The organism is Rhizobium sp. Root274, assembly GCF_001429245.1.
Taxonomy (GTDB): domain Bacteria; phylum Pseudomonadota; class Alphaproteobacteria; order Rhizobiales; family Rhizobiaceae; genus Allorhizobium.
This window is the reverse complement of the sequence record NZ_LMJE01000009.1, coordinates 42,060-66,537: the sequence shown is the minus strand read 5'-3', so window position 1 is coordinate 66,537 and position 24,478 is coordinate 42,060. Positions and strand designations below refer to the sequence as shown.

Below are 24,478 nucleotides of genomic sequence, written 5' to 3'. Positions count from 1 at the left end.
CGTCAGACGCTGCGCTTTTCCGCCCCGTCGCCAAACAGCGACGGCCCGTTCTGGTCGATGATCTGCTGGGCCTTGCGAAACGTGCCTTCGACAGCGTCATCACGGGACGAGAAAACATCGGCGCGGATAAAGCTGCGCTCAAGGCGCTTGCCATCAACATCGCGTTCGATTCGCCCCGCCAGCCGGTACTGGCTGCCTTCGGCAATCGGTGCGGCATGGATCAGGCAATCCTTGTAGAACAGCGGATCGGCGGCGGCGACCTCGGCGGATTTTGAAGGACCGCCGGTGAAGATGGAGAGAATGCTGGACAGAATGGACATGCGAATTTTCTAGCATGACCGATGCCCAAGCGAAAGCCATGCAAAGCTTCCATCCAGCGACACTCCTGTTAAGCTTCCATCCGGTCTCAAGGGACTGGGGGAATTCCACACATGCGAGCCGCCATGGGATTGTTTGCCGCCGCCGTCATCATCGCAGGTCTCGCTCTGATCGCCGTCTACCGCTGGCCACCCGATCTCGCCCTTGAGCGGAAGATGGGCCTGCCCGCAGAGGTGGACATCACCACCATCTCATCCTTTCTTGCTGGCGAAGAGGCCAAAGCCGGCCCGATCCGAAAGGGGCTTCACAAACAGATTGTCTGGGCAGACCCGCTCCATCCCTCAAGAACCGCGCTTTCCCTGGTCTATGTCCACGGCTTTTCCGCCTCCCCGGCCGAAATGCGCCCCTTGCCCGACATCCTGGCGAAAAGTCTCGGCGCAAATCTCTTCTTCGCCCGTCTGGCGGGTCACGGACTCGACGATCCTGATGCCTTGGGGCAGGCCTCCATCGGCGACTGGACAGCGGCTGTCGAAGAGGCCTTGGATATCGGGCGCCTGCTCGGCGAGCGTGTGATTATCATCGCCACCTCGACCGGCGCGTCGCTCGTGACATGGGCGCTCGCCCGGCCCGGTCTTGCCGACCGCGTCGCCGCCACCGTGCTCCTGTCGCCGAACTACGGTGTCCAGGCCTCCGGCAGTTTCCTGCTCACCGGTCCCTTTGCTGCCGCGATCGCCCATCTTGTCATCGGCGCGCGGCGCGGCTTTGAGCCGGTCAATGAACTTAACGCCCACAACTGGACCACCGACTATCCCGTCGAGGCGCTGATCCCGATGGCTGAAGCCGTGCGGCTTTCCGTCTTCACGCCGGTCGAAGAGATCAAGGTCCCGGCGCTCTTCGTATCATCGGCAAAGGACCTGGTGGTGCGACCGGCTCTGACAGCCGCCATCGCTTCCCGTTGGGGCGGCCCGCATGCCAGCTTCGATCCCGGCATCACCGGCGACGCCAACAATCATGTGATCGCCGGCGACACCTATTCACCGCAGACGACCGAGCCGGTTGCCAAAGCGATCCTCGACTGGATCCACGGTCAAGGCATCTGCTGACATTCCCGCCGACTGATCAGATGATCAGGTTGGCGAGGATCTCGTTATCGGTGATGTCTTCGAAACCCAGGCCCGCCTGATCGAAACGAGCGAAGAGATCGGCAAAGTTCTTGCGATTGCCCGTCTCGATGCCGATCAGGATCGAGCCGAAATTGCGCGCCGACTTCTTCAGATATTCGAAGCGGGCGATATCGTCTTCCGGGCCGAGCAGGTTGAGGAAGTCGCGAAGTGCGCCGGGACGCTGCGGCAGGCGCAGGATGAAGTATTTCTTCAGACCCGAATAGCGCATCGCGCGCTCCTTCACATCGGGCAGACGGTCGAAGTCGAAATTGCCACCCGAGACGACGGCGACGATCGTCTTGCCGGCAATCCTCTCCTCCGGCAGAAGGTCGAGCGCTGCCAGCGACAGGGCGCCGGCCGGCTCCAACACCACACCTTCGACATTCAGCATCTCGGTTATGGTCACGCAGATCGCATTCTCCGGCACGATCATCACCTGATCGGCCCGGAAATGCCTGAGGGCCGCGAAATTGTGGTCGCCGATGCGGGCGACGGCCGCGCCGTCGACGAAATTGTCGACCTTCGGCAGGGTCACAACGGTACCGGCTTCAAGGCTGTGATGCAGACTGGGGGCACCCGCCGGTTCGCAAAACACCATGGAATCGGTCGGCAGCCGCTCTGCCAGATAGCCGGTCATGCCCGATGACAGGCCGCCACCGCCGACCGGCATGACCACCAGATCCGGCGTCACGCCATCCGGCAATTGCTGGACGATTTCGGCCGCGACCGTCGCCTGGCCCTCGATGATATCGGGATGGTCGAAGGGCGGCACCATATAGCCGCCGATCGCCTCGACATGGTCGCGGGCCGCGGCATAGCACTGGTCGAAGATATCGCCGACCAGGCGGATGGTGATGAATTCACCGCCGAAGGTGCGGGTCTTGTCGATCTTCTGCTGCGGAGTCGTTACCGGCATGAAGACCACGCCCTGGACGCCAAAATGGCGGCAGACATAGGCAAAACCCTGGGCATGATTGCCGGCCGAGGCGCAGACGAAGGTGGTGTCCTTGGGGCTGTCGGCGACGATCTTGCGCAGGAAATTGAAGGCGCCGCGGATCTTGTAGGATCGAACAGGCGTCAGATCCTCGCGCTTCAGATAGACGCTCGCGCCGTATCTTGCGCTCAGGTGATCGTTGAACTGCAACGGCGTTTCGGCAAAAAGCCCCCGCATCGCCTGCAGCGCGTCATCGACTTCCTTCGGCGTCACCGCGCCCCTCCGTTGAATTTTAAACCGGCTCCCGCTATGGCATAGGTACCGGGCAGAGACAAAGCTTCTTTGCACTGCCAACCAACGGAAGACATTCCTTGAACGCCACTCTGTTCCGTTCCGTCGTCTACATCGCCGCGCTCTGCGGTCTCTATCTCTCGACGGCCATGCTGATCCCCGCCATGGTGGATCTTTATTACGGTTCCGACGACTGGTCCGTCTTCACGGTCTCGGCAGCGCTCGTCGGCGGCATGTCGCTGACCGCCGCCATGGCGACGCGCGGCCCTCCGCCAGCCTTCAGCAAGCGCATGGGCTTCCTGCTCGTCAACGTGCTCTGGGCCGTGTTCTCCGTGGTCGGCGCCATTCCGCTCTATTTTTCGAACCTCGACCTGACGTTTGCCCAGGCGCTGTTCGAATCGATTTCCGGCATCACCACGACCGGCTCCACCGTGATTTCCGGCCTCGACACCATGTCGCGCGGCATTCTGATGTGGCGGGGTCTGCTCGCCTGGCTCGGCGGCATCGGGATCGTCGCCCTCGGCCTCTTCGTCCTGCCTTTCCTCAGGGTCGGTGGCGTCTCCTTCTTCAAGATGGAATCCTCCGACATCGGCGACAAGCCGTTCGCCCGGATCGCGACCTTCACGCGCGCCTTCATGGCCGTCTATGTCGCGATCACATTTGCCTGCATTGTCGCTTACGACGTCGCCGGGATGAGCCATTTCGATGCGATCGTGCACGCCTTCTCGACGGTAGCGACGGCCGGTTTCGGCAACCACGACACGTCCTTTGCCTATTTCGACAGCCTGACGATCCTCTGGATCTCGACCTTCTTCATGACGCTTTGCAGTCTCCCCTTCTCGATCCTGATCGTGCTGGTGGTGAAGGGACGGCTTGACGCGCTGCGCGACCCGCAGATCCTCGTCTTCCTCGGTTACATCGTTGCCTTTGCTCTCGCCGCCGGGCTTTACAACCATCTGCACAACGGCATTTCCCTGCCGGTTGCTCTCACCCATTCCTTCTTCAACTTCTCCTCGATCCTCTCGACAACAGGCTTTTCCAGCGAAGATTATACCCTCTGGGGGCCGTTTGCGGTCGCCGCCGCCTTCTTCGCGACCTTTATGGGCGGGTGCTCAGGGTCCACCGCCGGCGGCATCAAGGCCTATCGCTTCGTCATCCTGTTCAACATCATCGTTTCCGGGCTGAAGCGGCTGATCTATCCCAATGCGGTCTACTCGGTGCGGTACGGCAACCAGATCGTTGACGCCGACACCCAGCGTGGCGTCTTCCTGTTTTTCAGCGCCTATATCTTCATTTGGGCGATCGGCTCGATGGCCATGGCGCTTGCCGGTTATGAGTTCGCCACGGCCACGTCCTCGGTCATCACGGCGCTCTCAAATGTCGGTCCCGGCATCGGTCCGCTGATCGGCCCGGTCGGCAATTTTACGATGATGCACGATCCGGAACTGCTTATCCTGTCGCTCGCCATGCTGCTTGGCCGCCTGGAAGTCCTGACCATGCTGGTGCTGCTGGTGCCGATCTTCTGGAAATCCTGATCCCCGCCCGCCCTACTTTGCCTCATCCAGCGCCGGCAAGACCGCGTCCGCCATCACGGCCACACCTGGACCTTGACGATCAGGGCCGGATGTTTCCACACTCCTAATAGACGGGGAATGAGGATGAGAATCACATGCGTTTCGACACAGTCATGGGCGGCTGCCTGCGCCATGGTCTCCTGACCGCCTTCGCCGTCTGTCTCTTCGTGCCGCCGCTTCTCGCCGGCCCGCTGCTCGACGCCGCAGCCGAGGCCGAACGCAAGGCTGCCAGCGGCGACCCGGCCGGCGCCTTCGAGGCCATCCATGCCGGCATGGCCCGCTTTACCGCCAATCTGCCGCTTTCGGTGCCGCGCGCGCTGTTCGTCACGGAAACGCCCACCGCCTACCGCGCCTATACCGCGAAGAAAGAGCCGATCTTCGCCAGTGGCGAACCGATCCTCGCCTATGTCGAGGTCCTCGGCCTGCAATGGAAACCAACCGCCGGCGACCTGCAGCAAGCCCATTTCACCGTCGACCTCGAGCTTTCGGACGACAAGGGCAAGACGCTCGCGCTGCAAAAGGAATTCGGCAACTTCACCTTCACCGCCCATTCCCCGGCACAGGAAGTTTATACCCACCTGACCCTCGACGTCGCCGGCGCCCCGCCCGGCACCTATGTCCTGCGCTACACGATCAACGACGTGACCGCCGAGCGCTCCGTGCCCTTCGAGCTGCCGTTCACGCTGGAGGAGAAGAAACCTTGATGTTGATGGTGCGGACGGCGGGGATCGAACCCGCATGACCTAAGGCCGAGAGATTTTAAGTCTCTTGCGTCTACCAGTTTCGCCACGTCCGCATGCGCGCCCTGTTTCATCCAGTTGCGCGCAGGCGTCAAGGGTCGAAACGGGGGACACGGTACGGGACGCATGGCTGGTCGTCAAAAGGGGATGGCATAGTGGCGCGCGGAACGCGGCGCCAAAGGCCACTCATCACCCCGCCCTGGCATCCAGAAACTGCACGCCCACTTCGCGGGGCGTGCGCCAGCGGACTTCGCAGTCGTGCGAGGTGCCGTCTTCGAAGCGCAGGCGGAAATGGGCCGGGATGTCGGCGGTGTTTTCGAAGACGACTTTCGCGCCGCCGGCAGACAGGTTTCGGACCGTGCAGTCGAACGTCGAATAGCCGCCGGAGATAACGGCACGGCCAGCTTTAAAAGCCCGCAATCTGGGTTCTCGGCGTTTTTCATCGGTCTGCACGGCTTCAAGTCCCGTCTGTGTTGACGGTCACATGATCGCACGGCGCGATGAATGCATCCTCAAGCCAAAGCTTCGCATTTTATAGATCGTGAGAGATAACCACGAAAAAGGGCGGAACTGCTCCCGCCCCTTCCTTATGTCCTATGCGAATCGGATCAGGCGAGCTTGGCTGCCAGCTTTGCCACATGGGCGCCCTGGAAACGGGCGGCTTCCAGCTCGATGTCCGAAGGCTGGCGCGAGCCGTCGCCGTCGGTGATCGTCGAGGCGCCGTAGGGCGAACCGCCCTTGACCTGTTCGACACCCATCTGGCCCTGGAAGGCATAGGGCAGGCCGGCATAGACCATGCCGTGGTGCAGGAAAGTCGGGATGAAGCCCATGATGGTGGTTTCCTGGCCGCCATGCTGGGTGGCGGTCGAGGTGAACATCGAGCCGAGCTTGCCGGTCAGCTTGCCCTGGGCCCAGAGGCCGCCGGTCTGGTCCCAGAAGTTGCGCATCTGCGAGGCGACCGTGCCGTAACGGGTGCCAGCGCCGACGATGATCGCGTCATACTGGTCGAGTTCCGACGGCGAGGCGATCTCGGCCTTCTGGTCCATCTTGTAATAGGAGGCCTTGGCAACATCGTCGGGCACCAATTCCGGAACCCGCTTGACGGTGACCTCGGCACCTGCCGACTTTGCGCCTTCGGCCACCGCATAGGCCATGGTTTCGATGTGGCCATATGCGGAATAATAGAGAACCAGTACCTTCGCCATGTCGTATCTCCCTTTGAATATGCGGCCCCGCCGCGCTAATGGATGCGCCAGATGTAGCGCATTCCAGACCGGCGACCAGTCACGGCAGCGGGAACGCAGTGTTCAATCAAACACGGGCTTTACTTCTTCTCGCGGCCAGAAAAGCGTGAAGTGTCGGCCCAGCCCGCCTGCCCCGTTTCACAGGATATTTCCATGACCACCACCATCCAGACCGCTGCCATGCTCGCCATTGGCGACGAACTTTTGTCCGGCCGGACCAAGGACAAGAATATCGGCCATCTCGCCGATCTCCTGACCGTGGCGGGGATCGACCTCAAGGAAGTGCGGATCGTTTCGGACGAAGAGGATGCGATCGTCGAGGCGCTCAATGCCTTGCGCGCAAAATACACCTATGTCTTCACCTCGGGCGGCATTGGCCCGACCCATGACGACATCACGGCCGACGCCGTGTCGAAGGCCTTTGGCGTCCCCTGCCTTCACGATCCCGACGCGATGAAACTGCTGGGCGACATGTATGCCGGTCGTGGCCTCCCCTTCACCGAGGCTCGCCAGCGAATGGCCCGCATGCCGGAAGGCAGCCGCCACATTCCCAATCCGGTTTCCACAGCACCGGGCTTCATCATCGGCAATGTGCATGTCATGGCCGGCGTGCCGCAGGTTTTCCAGGCCATGGTTGCCCATGTCGTGTCGGAGCTGCCTGCCGGTCAGCGGGTCATATCCCGGGCAATTGCCTGCCCCTTCGGCGAAGGCGATATCGGAACGGCTCTCGGCGTAATCCAGAAAACCCATCCGCAAACTTCCATCGGCTCCTATCCCCATTTCGACGGCATCCGCTTCTCGACCGAGCTGATCGTGAGAGCCAGAGATCAGGCGCTGGTCGATGCCGCAGCGGCCGACGTGGACTTGATGATCGAGGCCATTCGCTCGGACAAACAGGCGGCGCTCAGCCGCGATCTCGGCACCGGAGAGGTGGCGTGAGGCGAGCAAACACCGTTCCGGCTTGACCGAGGTCAAGGCGGAACCGCCATATGGAACCCATAGTTATCTCCGGCGGACGCGATTTAAGGGCCGCAGAAGGAGACGATCATGAGTTACCGGACACTTCTCGCCATTTTGGACACACCGAAAAACACCCGCCAGGTCACCGATTTCGCGGTGGCTTTGGCCAACCAGTTTCAGGCGCATGTCATCGGCGCCCATGCGGAGGCGGTTGCCGTCGTGCCGCTGGTCGCGCCGATGGAGATCCCGGATCCGGTGACGGTCCAGGCCCTGCAGGATATGGCGCATCGCGAAACCGAAGAGGTCGAGACGCTGTTTCGCGAAGCGGCGCGGCGGGAAGGCCTGTCCCATGAATGGCGCAGCTTCGTCACGTCGTCGGGCTTCAATTCGGCAGCCCTGGTCGATAGCGCCCGCAGCAGCGATCTGGTCATCGCCGCGCAGGGTGAAAGCGGCCTTCTTTCTGAAGCACGATCGGAGCTTGAAAGCTTTCTCTTCGAAAGCGGTCGCCCCGTACTGCTCATTCCTCACATCCTGACCACACCGCAGCCGATCCGCCGGGTCCTGATTGCCTGGAACGGTTCGCGCGAGGCTGCGCGGGCGACCTTCGACGCCCTGCCCTTCCTGCTCGCGGCCGAAGAGGTCGAGATCTTTTCCGTGGACGCTGCCGAAACAGCGGCCCAGACCGCAGACATGGCCGGCGTCGAAATTGCCGCGACGCTTGCCCGCCACGGCATCAAGGTGTCGGTCAACAGCCAGCAGAAGAGCGGGCTTGCACCCGCCATGGCGATCGAGAACCGCCTGTCGGACGGCTCCATCGACCTGCTGGTGATGGGCGCCTATGGCAACAAGCGCTGGTGGGAAATGCTGTTCGGCGGCGTTACCCGTACGTTGCTCGATTCGATGACGGCACTCACACTGCTGTCGCGGTGACGGGCAGGCCGCGGGTCCCCGCACAAGCTCTTGCCAGAGGCTCGGGATTCCCGCTATGAGCAAGACCAATGACTGGAGCCTGCAAAGGCTAAGGGTTTCGCGCGGTTCAAGCCGCGCGAAACGCGTTTGGGGCGGGCCTTGTGCGCGCCGGCCATGCGGGCTTCGGTTGCAGGCGCCGTCCTCGGCGTGGACATAAACCTTCAAGTCAGCGGAGCCGTTCGCATGTCTCTTCCCGATAAAGCCTTCCCGGTCTCGTGGGACCAGTTTCACCGCGACGCGCGTGCGCTCGCCTGGCGCCTCGCCGGGCTCGGCCAGGAGTTCCGCGCCATCGTCTGCATCACGCGCGGCGGGCTCGTGCCGGCGGCCATCATCTCCCGCGAACTCAACATCCGGCTGATCGAGACGGTCTGCATCGCGTCCTACCACGACTACGTCAACCAGGGTGAACTCAGCCTCTTGAAGGGCATCACCGCCGAGCTGATGACTGATGGTGGCGCCGGCGTGCTCGTCGTCGACGATCTGACCGACACCGGCAAGACGGCGCTGGAGGTCCGCGAGATGATGCCGAAGGCGCATTTCGCCTGTGTTTACGCCAAGCCGAAGGGCGTGCCCACCATCGACACCTTCGTCACCGAGGTTTCTCAGGACACCTGGATCTACTTCCCCTGGGACATGGGTTTCACCTATCAGGAGCCGATCGCCAAGGGATCCAAAGGTTAAAGTCCCCTCCACGCGAGGCTTCAAGCCCCCCCTTCAATGCAGCCCGCTCACACCCGTGAGCGGGCTTTTTTCATGCAATTCCAGAGTGCGCCTCACGCCGCACAGATCGTTTACCCTAACATTGGACAGTATTTTCGCATTTCAGGATATATTAACGCTCCAATATTACCGTCCCCTCATGCGACAGCAGCCTTGAGAGGCTCGTCGGTCATGACTGACTGTATTGCGCGCGCATGGTGTTTCGTCTCTCCAGACCCTGCAAACCGTCGGAAGGTCGTGTCCCGAGATGCTCCGTGTCCTGAACTCCCTGTCCCTGACCTTCAAACTGGCGACGCTGATCGTCGTGATCAACCTGGTGGGGATCGTCGGCCTCGCCACCTATAACTGGGTCGACCAGAGCCGCACCATGCTCGGCCTGTCTCAAGCCAGCTGGGGCAAGGACACCAATCAGTTCGCGTCTCTTGCCGCCGGCGGCGTTAAATGGGGCAAGGCGGACGCCGTTGCCGAAACCTATACTCTCTACCGTGACAATCCGGATCTCGACCTTGTCCAGTTCGCCGCTTTGACGGCAGACCTCAAGATGGTCAACAGCTGGCGCCGCGACGGCGTCGAGGGACTTGCTGCGGACGACGCGATTACTGCCGCGCTCAAAACGCCGCCTGAAGCCCTGGTCTTCGATGAGAGCAATCTCGGATCGGGCGTCGTTTCGGTCATCGCTCCATTGCCACGCGACAAGGCGGGCAAGATCTCCGGCTATGTCTACACAACCTGGTCCGCCCAGAAGATGCAGGCCACGGTGAAGCGCAATGCCATGGTATCGATCGGCGCGCAGACGGCCGTTATTACGGTTGCGATCTTCGCCTTCCTCATCGCCATGCGCAGCCTTGTCGGCACGCCGCTCGGCACGCTCAGCGCCCGCATCTCGGCGCTGCAGGCTGGCGACCTCGAAACACCCGTCGTCTATCAGAAAAACGGCGACGAAATCGGCTTCCTTGCCCGTGCGCTCGAACAGTTCCGCCGCGATGCCATCGCCACCCTTGCCGACCGCCAGCGGGCCGAGGAACAGCAGCGCACCATCGACAGTGAACGGGCTCGCAACACCGAACTCACCGAGGAGAGCGCCCGAACCCAGCGGCTGATCATGGAACGGGTCGGCGATGCGCTTGCCATGCTGGCGCAAGGCAAGCTTGCGGCACAGCTGCAGGATCTCGGTCCGGAATTCACCCAGCTGCGCCAGGATTTCAACGCGATGGTCGAGAGCGTCACGGCAGCGATCAGCTCGATCAAAACGGCATCCATCGCCGTCGAGAACGGCGCCGGCGAACTGGCCGACCAGACCCAGCAACTCGCCAAGCGCACCGAACAGCAGGCGGCGACGCTCGAAGAAACGGCAGCGGCCCTGGACGAAGTCACCGTGACCGTGCAGACCTCGTCACGCAAGGCCGAGCAGGCGGGCCAGATGGTCGGCGAGGCAAAGGCGGAAGCCCGTGAGAGCGCCGAAGTCGTGCGCCGCGCCATCGGTGCCATGGACCGGATCCAGAACTCCTCGTCGCAGATCGGCCAGATCATCGGCGTCATCGACGAAATCGCCTTCCAGACCAACCTCTTGGCGCTCAATGCCGGCGTCGAAGCGGCCCGCGCCGGTGAGGCTGGCAAGGGCTTTGCGGTCGTGGCCCAGGAAGTTCGCGAGCTGGCGCAGCGCTCGGCCAATGCGGCAAAGGAAATCAAGCAACTCGTCGCCGTTTCCAGCACCGAGGTCGCCGGCGGCGTCAGCCTCGTCAACGAAACCGGTGAAGCCTTGCTCAAGATCGAAGGCCGCATCGGCACCATCACCGAAACCATCATGGCCATGGTTGCCTCCTACCGCGAGCAATCCTCGGGCCTGCAGGAAATCAACCAGGCTATCAACGGCATGGACCAGGCGACCCAGCAGAACGCCGCCATGGTCGAGGAGACGTCGGCTGCCTGCCACGAACTGCTGACCCAGAGCCGTGTGCTGCAACAGGCCGCCAACCGCTTCGATCTCGACGGCGCCGGTGAAGAGATGCGCCGCGTCGCCTGAACGTCACTCTCTCACTTACCTCCCATGGAGATCCGGGAGGTTACCCATCGGGTCTCCACCAAAACCAGACATGAGGAAACGTCCGATGAAGCCTATCCTGACCAGCATTCTTGCCCTCGGCGCCATGGCTTTCATGGCCGGCACCAGCCTTGCCGAAGAGGCGCATGTGGCACCGGTTACCGCTTATCTGAAGGAAAATGTCGTGCCGTGGCTCTCCGACCCGGCCGTGATCAGCGCCATCAAGGCGCAGAACGACAAGACGAGCGGCCTCAGCGACGGCGATATCGACGCGCTGGACAAGAAATGGCGCGCCGAAGTCGAAGCTGCCGACAAGCCGATGATCTCGGAAGTGCTCGGCAACGACCTGTCGAAGTTCCTGCAGGAAAAGCAGGCCGGCTCGAATGGCGTCATCTCCGAAATCTTCGTGATGGATGCGAAGGGCCTGAATGTCGGCCAGAGCGACACCACCTCCGACTACTGGCAGGGTGACGAGCCGAAGTTCCAGAAGAGCTTCGGCGCCGGCAAGGAGGCGATCTTCGTGGATGAAGTCGAGAAGGACGAATCCACCCAGGCCCTGCAGTCCCAGGCTTCCGTGACGATCAGCGACGAAAGCGGCACGCCGATCGGCGCCGTCACCGTCGGCATCAACATGGATGCGCTCTGATCCTGAAATCTTCGAAGCTTCCGGCACGTCGCCGAAGCATCACCCACAGATCGGCCGCCTCCGGGCGGCCGTTTTGCGTCAGGGCCAACGCGCTTTCTTTCTCATGCCCCGAGGCAATCCGACAGCTGCCGGTTTTGTGAGGGAACAAATCACCACCGCCAGCCGTATCAAAGCCATGTCCCACCTCCAGACAGGCTGAGATCCATCATGGCTGCATTGCAATCTCCCCCCGCCGCGTCGAACGCCTATCCTTTCTCCGCGATCTTCGTGCCCTTCCCCTTTGTCTGCTTCACGCTGACGCTGCTGACCGACATCATCTACTGGCGAACCTCCAACCTGATGTGGAGCAATTTCTCCGACTGGCTGCTGTTCTTTGGCCTGGTGATGGGGGCGCTCGCCCTGATCGCAGGGCTGATCGACTTCGTGCGCCCCGCCACCCGAGCGCTTCGCCCGTCGCTGGCCGCAGTCCTCGCCTTCATCGCCGTGCTGCTATTGGCGCTCCTCAACAGCTTCATCCATGCCGGTGACGGCTGGACGGCGATCGTTCCCGCAGGGCTCATCGCATCGGCCGTCACGCTGCTCGCGATGATCGCGGCCGCCTATCTCAATGCCGCAACCCGTACCGCCAATGCCTGGAGGATCCCATGACCCCGTCTACACCCCGCAAGTCGACGCGGCTTCATCGTACAGCCCTCGCCTCCACAGCCCTTCTCGCTCTCGCCCTTGCCGGCTGCAGCGACAGTGACGACGATTTCGACACCAGCACGCAGATCGGCGCGGACCCGGCATTGCCGGAGCCCAGCCAGAGCCTCGTGCCCGACCTGAAGGTCGCACCGGTCGTCGGCTGGGGCGAGGATGAAACGCCGACGGCCGCCAATGGCTTCACGGTCACGGCTTACGCCCGCGACCTTTCCAATCCGCGGACGGTCCATACGCTGCCGAACGGCGACGTGCTGGTGGTGCAGAGCAAGGCGCCCCCCGGCAAACCCGTCGAGCGTCCGAAGGACATCATCCGCGGCTTCATCATGAGCATCGCGTCGGGCGGAGGCAGCGGTGAGCCGAAGCCCACCAACCTGATCACGCTGTTGCGCGACAGCGACCGGGACGGCACCGTGGACGAGCGCCACGACCTGCTCAAGGATCTGAACTCGCCCTTCGGCCTCGCCTTTGCCGACAACACGCTCTATGTCGCGGCCGCCGATGCGGTGCTCGCTTATGACTATACGCTCGGCCAGAACGAAATCACGACGCCCCCGCGCGTGGTGAGCCCGCTGCCGGGCGGCCCGATCAACCACCACTGGACGAAGGATTTGGCGCTCAGCCCCGACGGCCGTTTCCTCTATGCTTCGGTCGGCTCCAATTCCAATGCCGGCGAGCGCGGACTGGAAGCGGAAAAGGGTCGGGCGGCGATCTGGCAGATCGACCGCGAGAGCGGCGCCTCGCGCATCTATGCCTCGGGCTTGCGCAATCCGAACGGCCTCACCTTCAATCCCGAAAGCGGCGCACTCTGGACCGTGGTCAACGAGCGTGACGAACTCGGCCCCAATCTCGTGCCCGACTACATGACCTCGGTGAAGGACCGTGCCTTTTACGGCTGGCCCTGGAGCTATTATGGCCAGCATGTCGATCCGCGGCTGCATCCGCCGCGTCCTGACATGGTCGAGCAGGCGATCAAGCCGGACTATGCGCTGTCCAGCCACGTCGCAGCTCTCGGCCTCACCTTCTCCTATGGCATGGGGATGCCGGGTCCTTATGCCAACGGTGCCTTTGTCGGCAATCGTGGCAGCTGGAACCGCGACCATTTCAACGGCTACAAGGTTCTCTTCGTGCCCTTCGAAAATGGCAAGCCATCGGGCAAGCCGCAGGATATCCTCACCGGCTTCCTGAACGGCGAGGAAGAGGCACGCGGCCGCCCCGTCGGCCTCGGCTTTGACGGCACTGGTGCGCTTCTCGTCGCAGACGATGCCGGCAACACGGTCTGGCGCGTCTCCGCAGACGGGGCAACGCCCCCGGCAGAGCCCGTCGGCACCGACCAGATGCCTGAGGGTTCGCCCGTCGCTTCGGCACAAGAGAGAGCTCAACCGGTGTCGAGCGACGGTGCCGGCACTGCGGCGCCAGCGACCGACCCTGCCGCTCCGGCACCGGAAGCCGCCCCGGCCAACACTCCCGGTGCCACGGCTCCGGCAGAAGATCCAGCCGTTGCACCGACCCCGGCCCCGCCAGTCGATCCGGGCAATGGCACACTCGCACCACCCTCGACGACACCGCCGCAGACGGATGTGCCGGCGACGGAACCGGAGGGTGCGGTCCAGGATGCTCAGCCGAGCACACCGGCAAACCCGGCGGCTCCGACCCAGCCATAGCCGACCCAGCCATAAAAGTGCATGATCTGCGCTGAAGACAAAGAAGCCTCTCCGTCACCGGGGAGGCTTCTTCGTTTTCGTTTTCGGCTCGATCAGCCCGGCAGGCGCGCGTCGTAATCGCTCTTGAGCTTCAGCCAGCCATCCCAGAAGGGCGCGGTCTTGCCTCCTGTGACCTTGGCCTTGAGAATATCGAGATGCATGTGCCAGCCGGCCCCGACCATCAGCAGGTTGGCGCGGTCGGAGATCCGCCGATGGGTCACGGTCAGCAAAACCTCGTCGCCTTCGGGCCGCAGGTCGAAACAGACCTCGCCCGTTTCGCCCCAGGTAAAGACCAGCCGCTTGTCCTTCTGCAGTTCCAGCACCCGGCTCTTCATGCGCATTTCCTCGCCGAAACCTTCAGGCCGGTTCCCGGGCGGATCGGTCAGCTCGTCATTGCGCCAGACAAGCTCGAAAGCCGCCCCTGCCTTTTCCTCCATCGCGCCCGAAGCCAGCCATTGCCGCCGCAGGTCGCTGTCGGTCAGGTAGGCCCAGATCCGCGACGCGGGTCCCGGCAACAGCCGCTCGATCACCAAAGTCTGCGGCTCGGTCAGCCGCCCATAAGCATTCACAGCCAGTTTTTCCGTCATCGTCTCTCTCCATCCTTGTCGTCGTTTCGGGAAGGTGCGGCGTCCTGCGCGCGCAGGATCCGCTCGAGGACATCCAGCCGGCCGGTCCAGAAGTGCTCGTAGGCGCTCAGCCACTGGTGGGCACCGGCAAGCGGCCCCGGCTCCAGCCGGCAGAGATGGGTGCGGCCCCTCACCTCGCGCCGGATCAGACCGGCACTCTCCAGCACTTTCACATGCTTGGAAGCAGCCGCCAGCGACATGGCAAATGGCTCTGCCAGTTCACCGATACTGCGCTCGCGCTCAGAGAGAGCCGCCAACATGCGGCGACGGGTTTCGTCGCCCAGCGCGTGAAAGATCGTATCGAGGGGATGTTCACGTAATTCAACCATGTGGTTGAAGATGCATGGCGTCAGATTGATTGTCAACCATTTGGTTGAGCATTTTGCCGCATTCAGGGTGCCGGCTCAGATCACCAGCAGGCCGCCGAGGATGAGAACAAGAAAGACAGTGCCGAGGACGAGTGACCAAGCCGATAGTGCGAAGCCTGGCTTGGCGCCCGATGCCGTCTTCGGCGCATAGTCATTCTGGTCGGGTGCCTGCCGCTGCTCGTCATCCGGATCTATTGCCATACGGTCGTCCTCGCCCTGTCGATCACCTTTCCAAGGTAACCCCTCGGCCAGCACCCGGTTCCGCAGTCGTCGATGTCTCTGGAAGAGGTCAGGGAACCCCGTTCCCTCTCCTCCGTTTCCTCCCCACGAATAGGAGAGGATCCCCATGAACACACGGTCGAAATTTCACCTGTTGGCCCGGGCCGGTTATGGCGCGCGCGGTATAGTTTTCCTGATGGTGGCGGGGCTCGCGCTCTTCTCCAGTTTTGCTGGTGGCAAGGCGGATACGAAGTCGGCGCTCACCGCCATCCTGCAGCAGCCTTTCGGCCGGATCTGGATCGCCTTGATTGGGATCGGGCTTGCCGGTTTTGTCGTCTGGCGGCTTGCGCAGTCGCTCGCCAATGCCGATGGACAGGATGAGGACATGAAGGGCTATGCCATCAGGGCTGCTCTGTTCGGCAGCGCCATCACCTATGCCGGCCTTGCGCTCACCAGTCTCGGCATGGCCTTGCAGATGTCGGGCGGCAGCGGTTCGGGCGGCGAAGAGGGACTTGCCGCCTGGGTCATGGCGCAGCCCTTTGGCCGCTATCTTGCCGGCATCATCGGCATCGGCTTCATCATCGGCGGCGTGGTAACGGCGATGAAGGGCATCAAGCGCAAGTTCGGCCGTTACCTCGACCTCGACGCCGAGAAGAATTCACCGGCCGTGCTGGTCTCGATCTACGGCCTTGTCGCCCGCGGCGCCGTCTTCGGCATCATCGGCGTCTTCTTCGTCTATGCCGCTTTCACAGTCGATCCTCAGCAGGCGGGCGGTATGGCCGATGCGCTGGCCTGGGTGCATGAGCTTCCTTTCGGCGGCATCATTTATTCAATCGTCGCCCTCGGCCTTGCCGCCTTTGGCATCTATAACTTCGTCGAGGCACGCTATCGGCGCATCAATACGCCCGAGGTACGGGACGTCACCCGTCAGCTGCCGCTCGGTCGCTTCAACTGAGGCTTCTGCCGAGATCAACAAAAACGTCGTGCTCTAGAGCAGGTCCTGCGAGGGCACGACGGTGACGCCCGGTCTTGCAGCAAACGTCGCGTCGAGCATCACCCGGGCGATTGCGCCCGGTGGGTTGGCCCGCGCGGAGCGGGGCAGGATCGGCTTCAACAGTGAAAGCACCCTGCCCGCCCATGCCTCGAGCGGGCGAGGCTCTGTCCGAGGCCCGTCGATCAGCCCGGGGCGCACGATCACCGTGCTCTCGAACCCGAGTGCCTCTACATCCCGCTCTGTCTCTCCCTTCACCCGGCTATAGAAGAACAGTGAACTAAGGTCCGCCCCCTTGGCGGAGTTGAGCACGAAAGTCCGCGCGCCGTGGGCCTTTGCCAGCCTGGCGATTTCGACCGGATAGTCGTGATCCACACGATGAAAACGCTCGCGCGACCCGGCCGTCTTGAGCGTGGTGCCGAGCGCGCAGATGACGGCATCCACGGTCCAGAACAATGGATCCTGCGGAAGCGCCTCGAAATCCACAACCGGGGCGGAAAGCCCTGGTCGCTTGGGCAGTGGCCTGCGGGTCGGGGCCGTCACGGATGTCACCCGAGGGTCAGTGAGCGCCAGATCCAGAACGCGGCTGCCGACCAACCCGGTCGCCCCCAGTATCAACAGCTTCATGGCCCTGCACCTCCTCGAGCATTCAGTTTCACTTGCCCCGCACCATGCCGGACCCAGTTCAATGTCGTGGCACATTGCCCGTTCCATCGCCCAAACAAAAGAAGCGCCACATTGCTGTGGCGCTTCTGCTCTTCGCTATTTAGCCAATTCCCGAAGGATCTTATGCCGCCGTGCGGTAACCGGCAGAGCCGGACTGGCCGGCATCCAGCTGGAAGCGGGCGAGCTGGGCCTGGAGCTGGCGGGCTTCGCCGGCCAGAACCTGGCTTGCTGCCGTCGTTTCTTCGACCATGGCCGCGTTCTGCTGGGTCATCTGGTCCATATGGTTGACCGAGGTGTTGATTTCGCCAAGTGCCGCCGACTGTTCTTCGGCTGCGCGGGCAATGGTCACCACGTGGTCGTTGACGCGGTTAACGAGGTCCTCGATCTCCCGCAGCGCATCGCCGGTCGACAGCACCAGCGAGACGCCGCCCTTCACCTCTTCGGCGGAGGTGTTGATCAGCGTCTTGATCTCCTTGGCCGCATTGGCCGAGCGCTGGGCAAGTTCACGCACTTCCTGCGCAACGACGGCGAAACCGCGACCAGCTTCACCGGCACGGGCGGCTTCAACGCCGGCGTTCAATGCCAAGAGGTTGGTCTGGAAGGCGATCTCGTCGATCACGGAAATGATCTGGCTGATCTTGCTCGACGACTGCTCGATCCGGCCCATGGCGTCGATCGCATTGCGCACAATGTCACCTGACTTGCCGGCGCTTTCCTTGGTCTCGCGCACCATGTGCGAGGCTTCGTTGGCGCGCTGGGTCGAGGTCTTGACCGTGGTGGTGATCTCTTCCAGCGCTGCGGCGGTCTCTTCCAGCGAAGCGGCCTGCTGTTCGGTCCGGCGGGCAAGCTGGTTGGCGGCCGAAGACAGTTCGCCGGAATTGCCTGTGATGGTGCCTGCCGCCGTCAGGATGTTCTGCATCGTCTGGCGCAGCACGGCCATGGTCTGGTTGACGTTGCCCTGCAGTTCGGCAAAGGCGCCCTGGAACTGGCCTTCCATCTCATGGGTCAGGTCGGCATCGGCAAGCGCTGCGATCACGCGGCGCACTTCCGTGATGCCGCGATCGACATTCTCGACCAGTTCGTTGACCGAACCTGCAAAACGCTGCAGATCAGCATCCTCATAAGACTTGGAGATACGCTGCGAGAAGTCACCCGCTGCAGCAGCCTTGACGATGACGCTGATGGAGGACTGCAGGTCCTTGCTCTGGGCGGTGAGTGCGGCTTCCTGGGCTTCCATGGCGCGCATCTGCGCTTCATTGGTGCGGAAGACTTCGAGCGCACGGGCCATCTCGCCGATTTCATCTTTGCGCTCGGTGCCGCTGATCTCCTTCGGCAGATGACCGGCGGCCATGTCCGACATCACGGCGGTCAGGCTGCGGATCGGATTGACGATGCCGCGACGCGCCAGCACGAAGCTGATGGCGACGCCCGCAACGATGCAGACGCCAGCGGTCAGGATCTGGACCAGCATGGTGAAGCCGGATGCGGCCAGCGCATTGTCACGCGAGGCCGTCAGCGTCGTTGCCGACAGTGTCGAATATTCCTTCACCGCCGAGGTCACGACCTTCTGGGCGTCGAGCGCCTTGGCGAGTTCGGCCTTCATTACGGCCGGGTCCTTGCCAGCCTCGGAGCCGGCAACGGCCACCATGGCGCGGATCTGGGTGAAATAAGCGTCCAGCGTGCCCTTGATCTTGTCGAGCAGCTGGCTTTCGGTCGCGTTGGCGGTCGAGGCGATCTTCGGCAGACGCGCCAGCATCTCGCCGGCACGCTTGTCGGTCTCGGCGGCAAAGTCTGCGGCCTTCTCCGGGGCCAGCGCCAACTGGTAGGTCATGCGCGAGATGGCGATGATATCGACGCGCAGGTCCATGGCCTCGCGGGCCACCTCTTCGCGGGCGCCTGTGTCTTTCAGAGCCGTGCCGAGGGAGGACAGGCCCTGGGCACCGACGGCAGCAATGGCGGCGGCGGCCACGCCCATCAGGACGACGACGAGGCTCACCTTCTTCAAAATGGATAGATTGGCGATCGACATGAGGGATACTCCTTGCAGTCCCGCCATCCTGGCAGGTGGCCGCTCCGGCCGGGCATGGAGTTCATTCCACACAGTCTGGCACTAAATTAGGAAGGAGATCTTGCGAATTCGTTGCCATTTCTCCGTCAAATAAGAGGGGTTGCTGCACTGCACTGTGACTGAGGCCGGCAGATCATCACAGCGCGATCACTTCCCCTCCCTCTCGCCTCGCGCCTCGTCATCCCCAGCTTTTGTGAGGGATGAAAACAGGCTCTTAGGCCTGCAAATCCGGGTCCGGGACACTATGGATTGTGTGCCAGGTCGAAACGCTAAAATATTCATGACAGCCGCTTGACATCCGACATCCCCTGCCAGCGCTGGCGCCCAGGCGCCGGAAAGACCAGTCATTCCCGTGACTTCGGCATTTTGCCCGTTATCCACAGCAGGCAGCCACAAGATATAGCGTTAACATTTCCTTCACGGACCACCCCTTGACGGAATCAGTTGGTCCGATGTTAATGGATCCTGTTGCGGCGGCGACTGGACCGGGCATTAACGAGGCCGGGTTTCATCAAACATTGTGGCGGCTTTCTGAGAAGTGGAACGACGTTCTGACGACGTCGGCCACGCTAGGATTTCTGTGCGATTTTTGACCGTCAAGCGGGGGTCTTGGATCTGGCGGCAATAAGTTGTTAGTACTATATTTAGTGTTTGCAGCCACCATCTACACCATATACAGGGTGCCGTAGTCTTCGGATGAATCACCCTTCAGACGAACAAATCACTGGCTGCGCGGTTTGACGCGTGCAACCGGACGCCATTTTTCGCGCCTTTTTCGGCGCTTCCAGATCGAGGGACACAGGCAGATGCGCATTGAACGTCGCTTCACCAAACCGGGGCAGTCCGCTTATGCGGAGATCGAGTTCCGCAAGGCCATCAGCGAGATCAAGAACCCCGACGGCTCAATCGTATTTCGTCTTGCCGACATCGACGTGCCCGCTCAGTTCAGCCAGGTGGCGGCGGACATTCTCGCCCAGAAATATTTCCGCAAGGCCGGCGTGCCGAAGATCCTGAAGAAGGTCGAGGAAAACGACGTTCCTTCCTTCCTCTGGCGCTCGGTCGCCGATGAGAAGGCGATGGCCTCGCTGCCCGAGAACGAGCGCTACGGCTCGGAAACCGATGCCCGCCAGGTCTTCGATCGCCTGGCCGGCACCTGGACCTATTGGGGCTGGAAGGGCAAGTACTTCACCTCGGAAGAAGATGCCGCCGCCTTCAAGGACGAGCTCGCCTATATGCTCGCCACCCAGCGCGTCGCACCGAATTCCCCGCAGTGGTTCAACACCGGCCTGCACTGGGCCTATGGCATCGACGGCCCCGGCCAGGGCCATTTCTATGTCGACCCCTTCACCGGTAAGCTCGTCAAGTCGAAGTCGGCCTATGAGCATCCGCAGCCGCATGCCTGCTTCATTCAGTCCGTCGAGGACGACCTCGTCAACGAAGGCGGCATCATGGACCTCTGGGTCCGCGAGGCCCGTCTCTTCAAGTATGGCTCCGGCACCGGCTCCAACTTCTCCTATCTGCGCGGCGAAGGCGAAAAGCTCTCCGGCGGTGGCCGTTCCTCCGGCCTCATGTCCTTCCTCAAGATCGGTGACCGGGCTGCCGGCGCGATCAAGTCCGGCGGCACCACCCGTCGTGCGGCCAAGATGGTCGTCGTCGACATCGACCATCCGGACATCGAAGCCTATATCGACTGGAAGGTGAAGGAAGAGCAGAAGGTTGCCGCCCTCGTCACCGGCTCCAAGATCGTCGCCAAGCACCTCAAGGCGATCATGAAGGCCTGCGTCAACTGCGAGGCCGATAACAACGCCTGCTTCGACCCGAACGAGAACCCTGCCCTCAAGCGCGAAATCCGCGCCGCGAAGAAGGACCAGGTTCCGGAAAACTACATCAAGCGCGTCATCCAGTTCGCCCAGCAGGGCTACAAGGATCTCGAGTTCAAGACCTATGACACCGATTGGGATTCGGAAGCCTATCTCACGGTTTCGGGCCAGAACTCGAACAACTCCGTCTCCCTGAAGGACGATTTTTTGCGCGCCGTCGAGAATGATGGCGACTGGAACCTCACCGCCCGCAAGGACGGCAAGGTCATGAAGACGCTGAAGGCCCGCGACCTCTGGGACAAGATCTCCTATGCCGCCTGGGCATCGGCCGATCCGGGCCTGCACTTCAACACGACGATGAACGACTGGCACACCTCGCCGGCCGCGGGCCCGATCCGCGCCTCGAACCCGTGCTCGGAATACATGTTCCTTGATGATACGGCCTGCAACCTCGCATCGCTGAACCTGCTCCGTTTCAAGGATCAGAAGACCAAGAAGATCGACATCGCCGACTACGAACATGCCGTTCGCCTCTGGACCGTTGTGCTCGAAGTCTCCGTGATGATGGCGCAGTTCCCGTCGCGCCAGATCGCCGAACGCTCCTATGAATACCGCACGCTCGGCCTCGGCTATGCGAACATCGGCGGCCTGCTGATGTCCTCCGGCATCCCCTACGATTCGGCCGAAGGTCGCGCCATCGCCGGTGCGCTCACCGCCATCATGACCGGCGTCTCCTATGCAACGTCAGCCGAAATCGCCTCGGAACTCGGCCCCTTCCCGGGCTTTGCTCCGAACCGTGACAACATGCTGCGCGTCATCCGCAACCATCGCCGCGCCGCCCACGGTCTGTCGGATGGCTATGAAGGCCTCTCCGTCAATCCCGTGCCGCTCGCCCATGCGGATTGCACAGATGTCGCACTTCTCGCACATGCAACCGCTGCCTGGGACAAGGCACTCGAGCTCGGTGAAAAGCATGGCTACCGCAATGCCCAGGTCTCGGTCATCGCCCCGACCGGCACGATCGGTCTCGTCATGGACTGCGACACGACCGGCATCGAGCCCGACTTCGCGCTTGTGAAGTTCAAGAAGCTCGCCGGTGGCGGCTACTTCAAGATCATCAACGCTGCCGTTCCGGAGGCGCTGCGCACGCTTGGCTACTCTGAATCCCAGATCGCCGAGATCGACGCCTATGCCGTCGGCCATGGCAACCTGAACCAGGCGCCGGGCATCAACCCGTCCTCGCTCAAGGCCAAGGGCTTTACCGACGAGAAGATCGAAGCCGTCAACGGCGCGCTGAAGGCTGCCTTCGACATCAAGTTCGTCTTCAACCAGTGGACGCTCGGCGCCGACTTCCTGAAAGAGACCCTCAAGGTCTCCGACGAGCAGCTCGCCGACATGAGCTTCAACCTGCTCGACCACATGGGCTTCTCGAAGAAGGACATCGAGGCCGCCAACATCCATGTCTGCGGTGCGATGACGCTCGAAGGCGCGCCCTTCCTCAAGGCCGAACATCTGCCGGTTTTCGATTGTGCCAACCCGTGCGGCAAGATCGGCAAGCGTTATCTCTCGGTCGAGAGCCACATCCGCATGATGGCGGCCGCCCAGCCGTTCATCTCGGGTGCGATCTCCAAGACGATCAACATGCCGAACGAAGCGACCGTCGAAGATTGCGGTGCCGCCTACATGCTGTCCTGGAAGCTGGCGCTGAAGGCCAACGCGCTCTACCGTGACGGCTCAAAACTCTCCCAGCCGCTCAATGCCTCCCTCATCGAGGACGAGGACCATGAGGACGGCGTCGAGGAACTGCTCCAGCAGCCCGCTGCCGCCCAGGCCGTCACCATCACGGAACGCATCGTCGAGCGCATCGTCGAGCGTGTCGTGCGCGAACAGGAAAAGCTGCCGACCCGCCGCAAGGGTTATACCCAGAAGGCCAAGATCGGTGGTCACACCATCTTCCTGCGCACCGGCGAATATGACGACGGCCGTCTCGGCGAAATCTTCCTTGACATGAACAAGGAAGGCTCTGCCCTCCGCGCCTTCATCAACAACTTCGCCATCTCCGTCTCGCTCGGCCTGCAATATGGCGTTCCGCTCGAGGAATATGTCGACGCCTTCACCTTCACCAAGTTCGAGCCGGCCGGCATGGTCACCGGCAACGACGCGATCAAGAATGCGACGTCGATCCTCGACTACGTCTTCCGCGAGCTGGCGATCTCCTATCTCGGTCGCAGCGATCTGGCCCATGTCGACACCTCCGACTTCTCCACGACCGCGCTTGGCCGTGGCGTCAAGGAAGGCAAGGCGGACGTCGTCTCCAAGGGCCTGACCCGCGGCTACAAGCCGACGCTGGTCTCCAGCCACATGCCGGCTGCGGCCGGCGCAGACCCCAAGGGAGCCGCCACCGCCGCCCCCGCCAAGGCCTCGACCGTCACCGCCTTCTCTGCCGGCGCCACCGCCCGCAAGCTCGAAGTGACGACCGCCGTCGCCACCTCTGAAGTCGTGTCCTTCAAGCGCGACTACGAGGAACGCGCCGTGGAACTGGCCGAGGAGATCGCCGAAGAAGGCCTGTTCTCGGACACGGCAGCCGACGAGGCCGCAAAGGCGAAGGCCGACGCCAAGCAGCTGGAAGCCACCCGCCGCATGCGCTCCATTGCGCAGGGCTATACGGGCAATATGTGCTCGGAATGCCAGAACTTCACGATGGTGCGGAATGGCACTTGCGAGAAGTGCGACACGTGTGGCGCGACGAGTGGGTGCAGCTGATTAGCTGAGAATTGAATGAGATTTCGGCCCGGGGGAAACCTCGGGCCGGAAATCTAGACAGAACAAAACAAGATCGACCAAAAATCGTTGGCTGTAGAAATGACAAAGCCGAAACCTCTCGGTTTCGGCTTTGAGTACCGCGAAAAGGCCGAAGCCCACGCGGGGCCAAGAGACTCAAATCCCAAAGCCAGTCGCATGGAGAAAATAGGGAAGTTGGGTCTCAGAGTCGAGGTAGCTTCGGTGGCCATAAACAGGGAGATCCCCAATGGCTCGAAATGAACGTACCTCGAAGTCTGTTGCATCCACTGCTGGAAAGCTGCTGAGCAACTCAAAAACACCTGCTGCAGTGAAGAAGGTTGCTGCTTCGGCGCTAACGCAGGCGCCGAATAAAAAGAAATGATCTGATTGCCACCTGCAGGTATTAACTTGCGGGTGGCTTCAGTGAAGACTACGGAGTCGTGGCGCCTCACCTCCCCCCATGCGGGGGAGGACGGAAAATCGAAGGCTTAGGCGCGCGCAAGCCGCCTAAACTTCAGATTTTCCAGGAGAGGGGCACAGTTCCGTGGGCGACTGCCTCACCGAGCCCCTCTCTTGCGAAATCTGAGGTTTGGCCCTGATCGGGCATCCGTAGGGCTTGTGTCTGGATCCTCGGGTCAAGCCCGAGGATGACGGAGCATGGGAAGCTGCGGGTATCCTCCTCTAGCGTTTTCATCGCACAAAGCCTGAGGAGAATACCCTTACCCTCCCCCAACGGTCGTCATCCTCGGGCTTGACCCGAGGATCCAGACACAAGCCCTTCAACCACAGCGAGCAGCACCAACTACCCCCGAAACTGTAACATCAACCGATGATGCAAATGCTGCGAGGCGCGGGCGGAGCATGGGAAGCTGCGGGTATCCTCCTCTACCATCTTCATAGCACAAGGCCTGAGGAGAATACCTTCCTCCCCCCCCCC

Annotated in this window: 22 protein-coding genes and 1 tRNA gene; 13 read left to right on the top strand and 10 right to left on the bottom strand. The window is 62.2% G+C overall.

Annotated features, from left to right (window positions below; genetic code table 11):
* Positions 1-2 precede the first annotated feature (2 nt).
* Positions 3-320, bottom strand: coding sequence for an HlyU family transcriptional regulator (locus tag ASE36_RS17985; protein WP_062283087.1), 318 nt, complete (start codon positions 318-320; stop codon positions 3-5).
* A gap of 111 nt (positions 321-431) precedes the next feature.
* Here ASE36_RS17985 and ASE36_RS17980 point away from each other — a divergent pair, with 111 nt between their 5' ends.
* Positions 432-1,421: an alpha/beta hydrolase gene (locus ASE36_RS17980; RefSeq protein WP_062283084.1), complete on the top strand. Its 990-nt coding sequence runs from the start codon at positions 432-434 to the stop codon at positions 1,419-1,421.
* 16 nt (positions 1,422-1,437) lie between these two features.
* On the opposite strand, the gene ilvA is transcribed toward ASE36_RS17980, so the two are convergent.
* Complete coding sequence (gene ilvA / locus ASE36_RS17975; protein ID WP_244474804.1) at positions 1,438-2,652, bottom strand: threonine ammonia-lyase; 1,215 nt, start codon at positions 2,650-2,652, stop codon at positions 1,438-1,440.
* A gap of 134 nt (positions 2,653-2,786) precedes the next feature.
* Between ilvA and ASE36_RS17970 the strand changes: the two genes are divergently transcribed.
* Complete coding sequence (locus ASE36_RS17970; protein ID WP_062283077.1) at positions 2,787-4,241, top strand: TrkH family potassium uptake protein; 1,455 nt, start codon at positions 2,787-2,789, stop codon at positions 4,239-4,241.
* A gap of 134 nt (positions 4,242-4,375) precedes the next feature.
* Positions 4,376-4,984 carry a hypothetical protein gene (locus ASE36_RS17965; protein WP_244474798.1) on the top strand — a complete coding sequence of 203 codons (609 nt, stop codon included), beginning with the start codon at positions 4,376-4,378 and terminating at the stop codon, positions 4,982-4,984.
* 6 nt (positions 4,985-4,990) lie between these two features.
* On the opposite strand, the gene ASE36_RS17960 is transcribed toward ASE36_RS17965, so the two are convergent.
* The 3 genes from ASE36_RS17960 to wrbA form a co-directional block, all read right to left on the bottom strand.
* A tRNA-Leu gene (locus ASE36_RS17960) sits at positions 4,991-5,076 on the bottom strand.
* Between the two features lie 133 nt (positions 5,077-5,209).
* Entirely contained in the window at positions 5,210-5,473 is a 264-nt protein-coding gene (locus ASE36_RS17955; protein ID WP_062283074.1) for a PilZ domain-containing protein, read from the bottom strand.
* A gap of 155 nt (positions 5,474-5,628) precedes the next feature.
* Positions 5,629-6,225, bottom strand: coding sequence for an NAD(P)H:quinone oxidoreductase type IV (gene wrbA / locus ASE36_RS17950; RefSeq protein WP_062283070.1), 597 nt, complete (start codon positions 6,223-6,225; stop codon positions 5,629-5,631).
* Between the two features lie 192 nt (positions 6,226-6,417).
* Between wrbA and ASE36_RS17945 the strand changes: the two genes are divergently transcribed.
* From ASE36_RS17945 to ASE36_RS17910, 7 genes are all read left to right on the top strand, one after another.
* Positions 6,418-7,203 carry a competence/damage-inducible protein A gene (locus ASE36_RS17945; protein WP_062283067.1) on the top strand — a complete coding sequence of 262 codons (786 nt, stop codon included), beginning with the start codon at positions 6,418-6,420 and terminating at the stop codon, positions 7,201-7,203.
* Between the two features lie 108 nt (positions 7,204-7,311).
* A complete protein-coding gene (locus tag ASE36_RS17940; protein ID WP_062283064.1) occupies positions 7,312-8,154 on the top strand; it encodes a universal stress protein in 843 nt (280 codons plus the stop codon).
* A gap of 222 nt (positions 8,155-8,376) precedes the next feature.
* Positions 8,377-8,874 (top strand): xanthine phosphoribosyltransferase, encoded by a 498-nt coding sequence (gpt, locus tag ASE36_RS17935; RefSeq protein ID WP_062283838.1) that lies wholly within the window; start codon positions 8,377-8,379, stop codon positions 8,872-8,874.
* A 286-nt stretch (positions 8,875-9,160) separates the two neighbouring features.
* Positions 9,161-10,936 carry a methyl-accepting chemotaxis protein gene (locus tag ASE36_RS17930; protein ID WP_062283061.1) on the top strand — a complete coding sequence of 592 codons (1,776 nt, stop codon included), beginning with the start codon at positions 9,161-9,163 and terminating at the stop codon, positions 10,934-10,936.
* A gap of 85 nt (positions 10,937-11,021) precedes the next feature.
* Positions 11,022-11,600 (top strand): hypothetical protein, encoded by a 579-nt coding sequence (locus ASE36_RS17925; RefSeq protein ID WP_062283058.1) that lies wholly within the window; start codon positions 11,022-11,024, stop codon positions 11,598-11,600.
* 207 nt (positions 11,601-11,807) lie between these two features.
* Positions 11,808-12,248 carry a DUF2231 domain-containing protein gene (locus tag ASE36_RS17915; protein WP_062283051.1) on the top strand — a complete coding sequence of 147 codons (441 nt, stop codon included), beginning with the start codon at positions 11,808-11,810 and terminating at the stop codon, positions 12,246-12,248.
* On the top strand, positions 12,245-13,963 hold the full coding sequence (locus ASE36_RS17910) for a PQQ-dependent sugar dehydrogenase (protein WP_062283049.1): 1,719 nt from the start codon (positions 12,245-12,247) through the stop codon (positions 13,961-13,963). Before ASE36_RS17915 ends, ASE36_RS17910 begins: the two co-directional genes overlap by 4 nt.
* 92 nt (positions 13,964-14,055) lie before the next feature.
* On the opposite strand, the gene ASE36_RS17905 is transcribed toward ASE36_RS17910, so the two are convergent.
* The 3 genes from ASE36_RS17905 to ASE36_RS22640 all read right to left on the bottom strand — a co-directional run bounded on the left by ASE36_RS17905 (position 14,056) and on the right by ASE36_RS22640 (position 15,197).
* Positions 14,056-14,589: an SRPBCC family protein gene (locus ASE36_RS17905; RefSeq protein ID WP_062283045.1), complete on the bottom strand. Its 534-nt coding sequence runs from the start codon at positions 14,587-14,589 to the stop codon at positions 14,056-14,058.
* Complete coding sequence (locus ASE36_RS17900) at positions 14,586-14,957, bottom strand: ArsR/SmtB family transcription factor (RefSeq protein WP_062283834.1); 372 nt, start codon at positions 14,955-14,957, stop codon at positions 14,586-14,588. Before ASE36_RS17900 ends, ASE36_RS17905 begins: the two co-directional genes overlap by 4 nt.
* Before the next feature lie 75 nt (positions 14,958-15,032).
* On the bottom strand, positions 15,033-15,197 hold the full coding sequence (locus ASE36_RS22640) for a hypothetical protein (RefSeq protein WP_156378708.1): 165 nt from the start codon (positions 15,195-15,197) through the stop codon (positions 15,033-15,035).
* A 145-nt stretch (positions 15,198-15,342) separates the two neighbouring features.
* Here ASE36_RS22640 and ASE36_RS17895 point away from each other — a divergent pair, with 145 nt between their 5' ends.
* Complete coding sequence (locus tag ASE36_RS17895; RefSeq protein ID WP_062283042.1) at positions 15,343-16,170, top strand: DUF1206 domain-containing protein; 828 nt, start codon at positions 15,343-15,345, stop codon at positions 16,168-16,170.
* Positions 16,171-16,203: 33 nt separating this feature from the next.
* Here ASE36_RS17895 and ASE36_RS17890 read toward each other — a convergent pair whose 3' ends face one another.
* Both ASE36_RS17890 and ASE36_RS17885 read right to left on the bottom strand, forming a co-directional pair.
* Positions 16,204-16,833, bottom strand: coding sequence for an NAD(P)H-binding protein (locus tag ASE36_RS17890; protein ID WP_062283039.1), 630 nt, complete (start codon positions 16,831-16,833; stop codon positions 16,204-16,206).
* 160 nt (positions 16,834-16,993) lie between these two features.
* A complete protein-coding gene (locus ASE36_RS17885; protein WP_062283035.1) occupies positions 16,994-18,901 on the bottom strand; it encodes a methyl-accepting chemotaxis protein in 1,908 nt (635 codons plus the stop codon).
* 845 nt (positions 18,902-19,746) lie between these two features.
* On the opposite strand from ASE36_RS17885, the gene ASE36_RS17880 reads away from it, so the two are divergent.
* Together ASE36_RS17880 and ASE36_RS23165 are read left to right on the top strand one after the other, a co-directional pair.
* Positions 19,747-23,523 carry a vitamin B12-dependent ribonucleotide reductase gene (locus tag ASE36_RS17880; RefSeq protein ID WP_062283830.1) on the top strand — a complete coding sequence of 1,259 codons (3,777 nt, stop codon included), beginning with the start codon at positions 19,747-19,749 and terminating at the stop codon, positions 23,521-23,523.
* 265 nt (positions 23,524-23,788) lie between these two features.
* Entirely contained in the window at positions 23,789-23,923 is a 135-nt protein-coding gene (locus tag ASE36_RS23165; protein WP_274533382.1) for a hypothetical protein, read from the top strand.
* Positions 23,924-24,478: the final 555 nt, after the last annotated feature.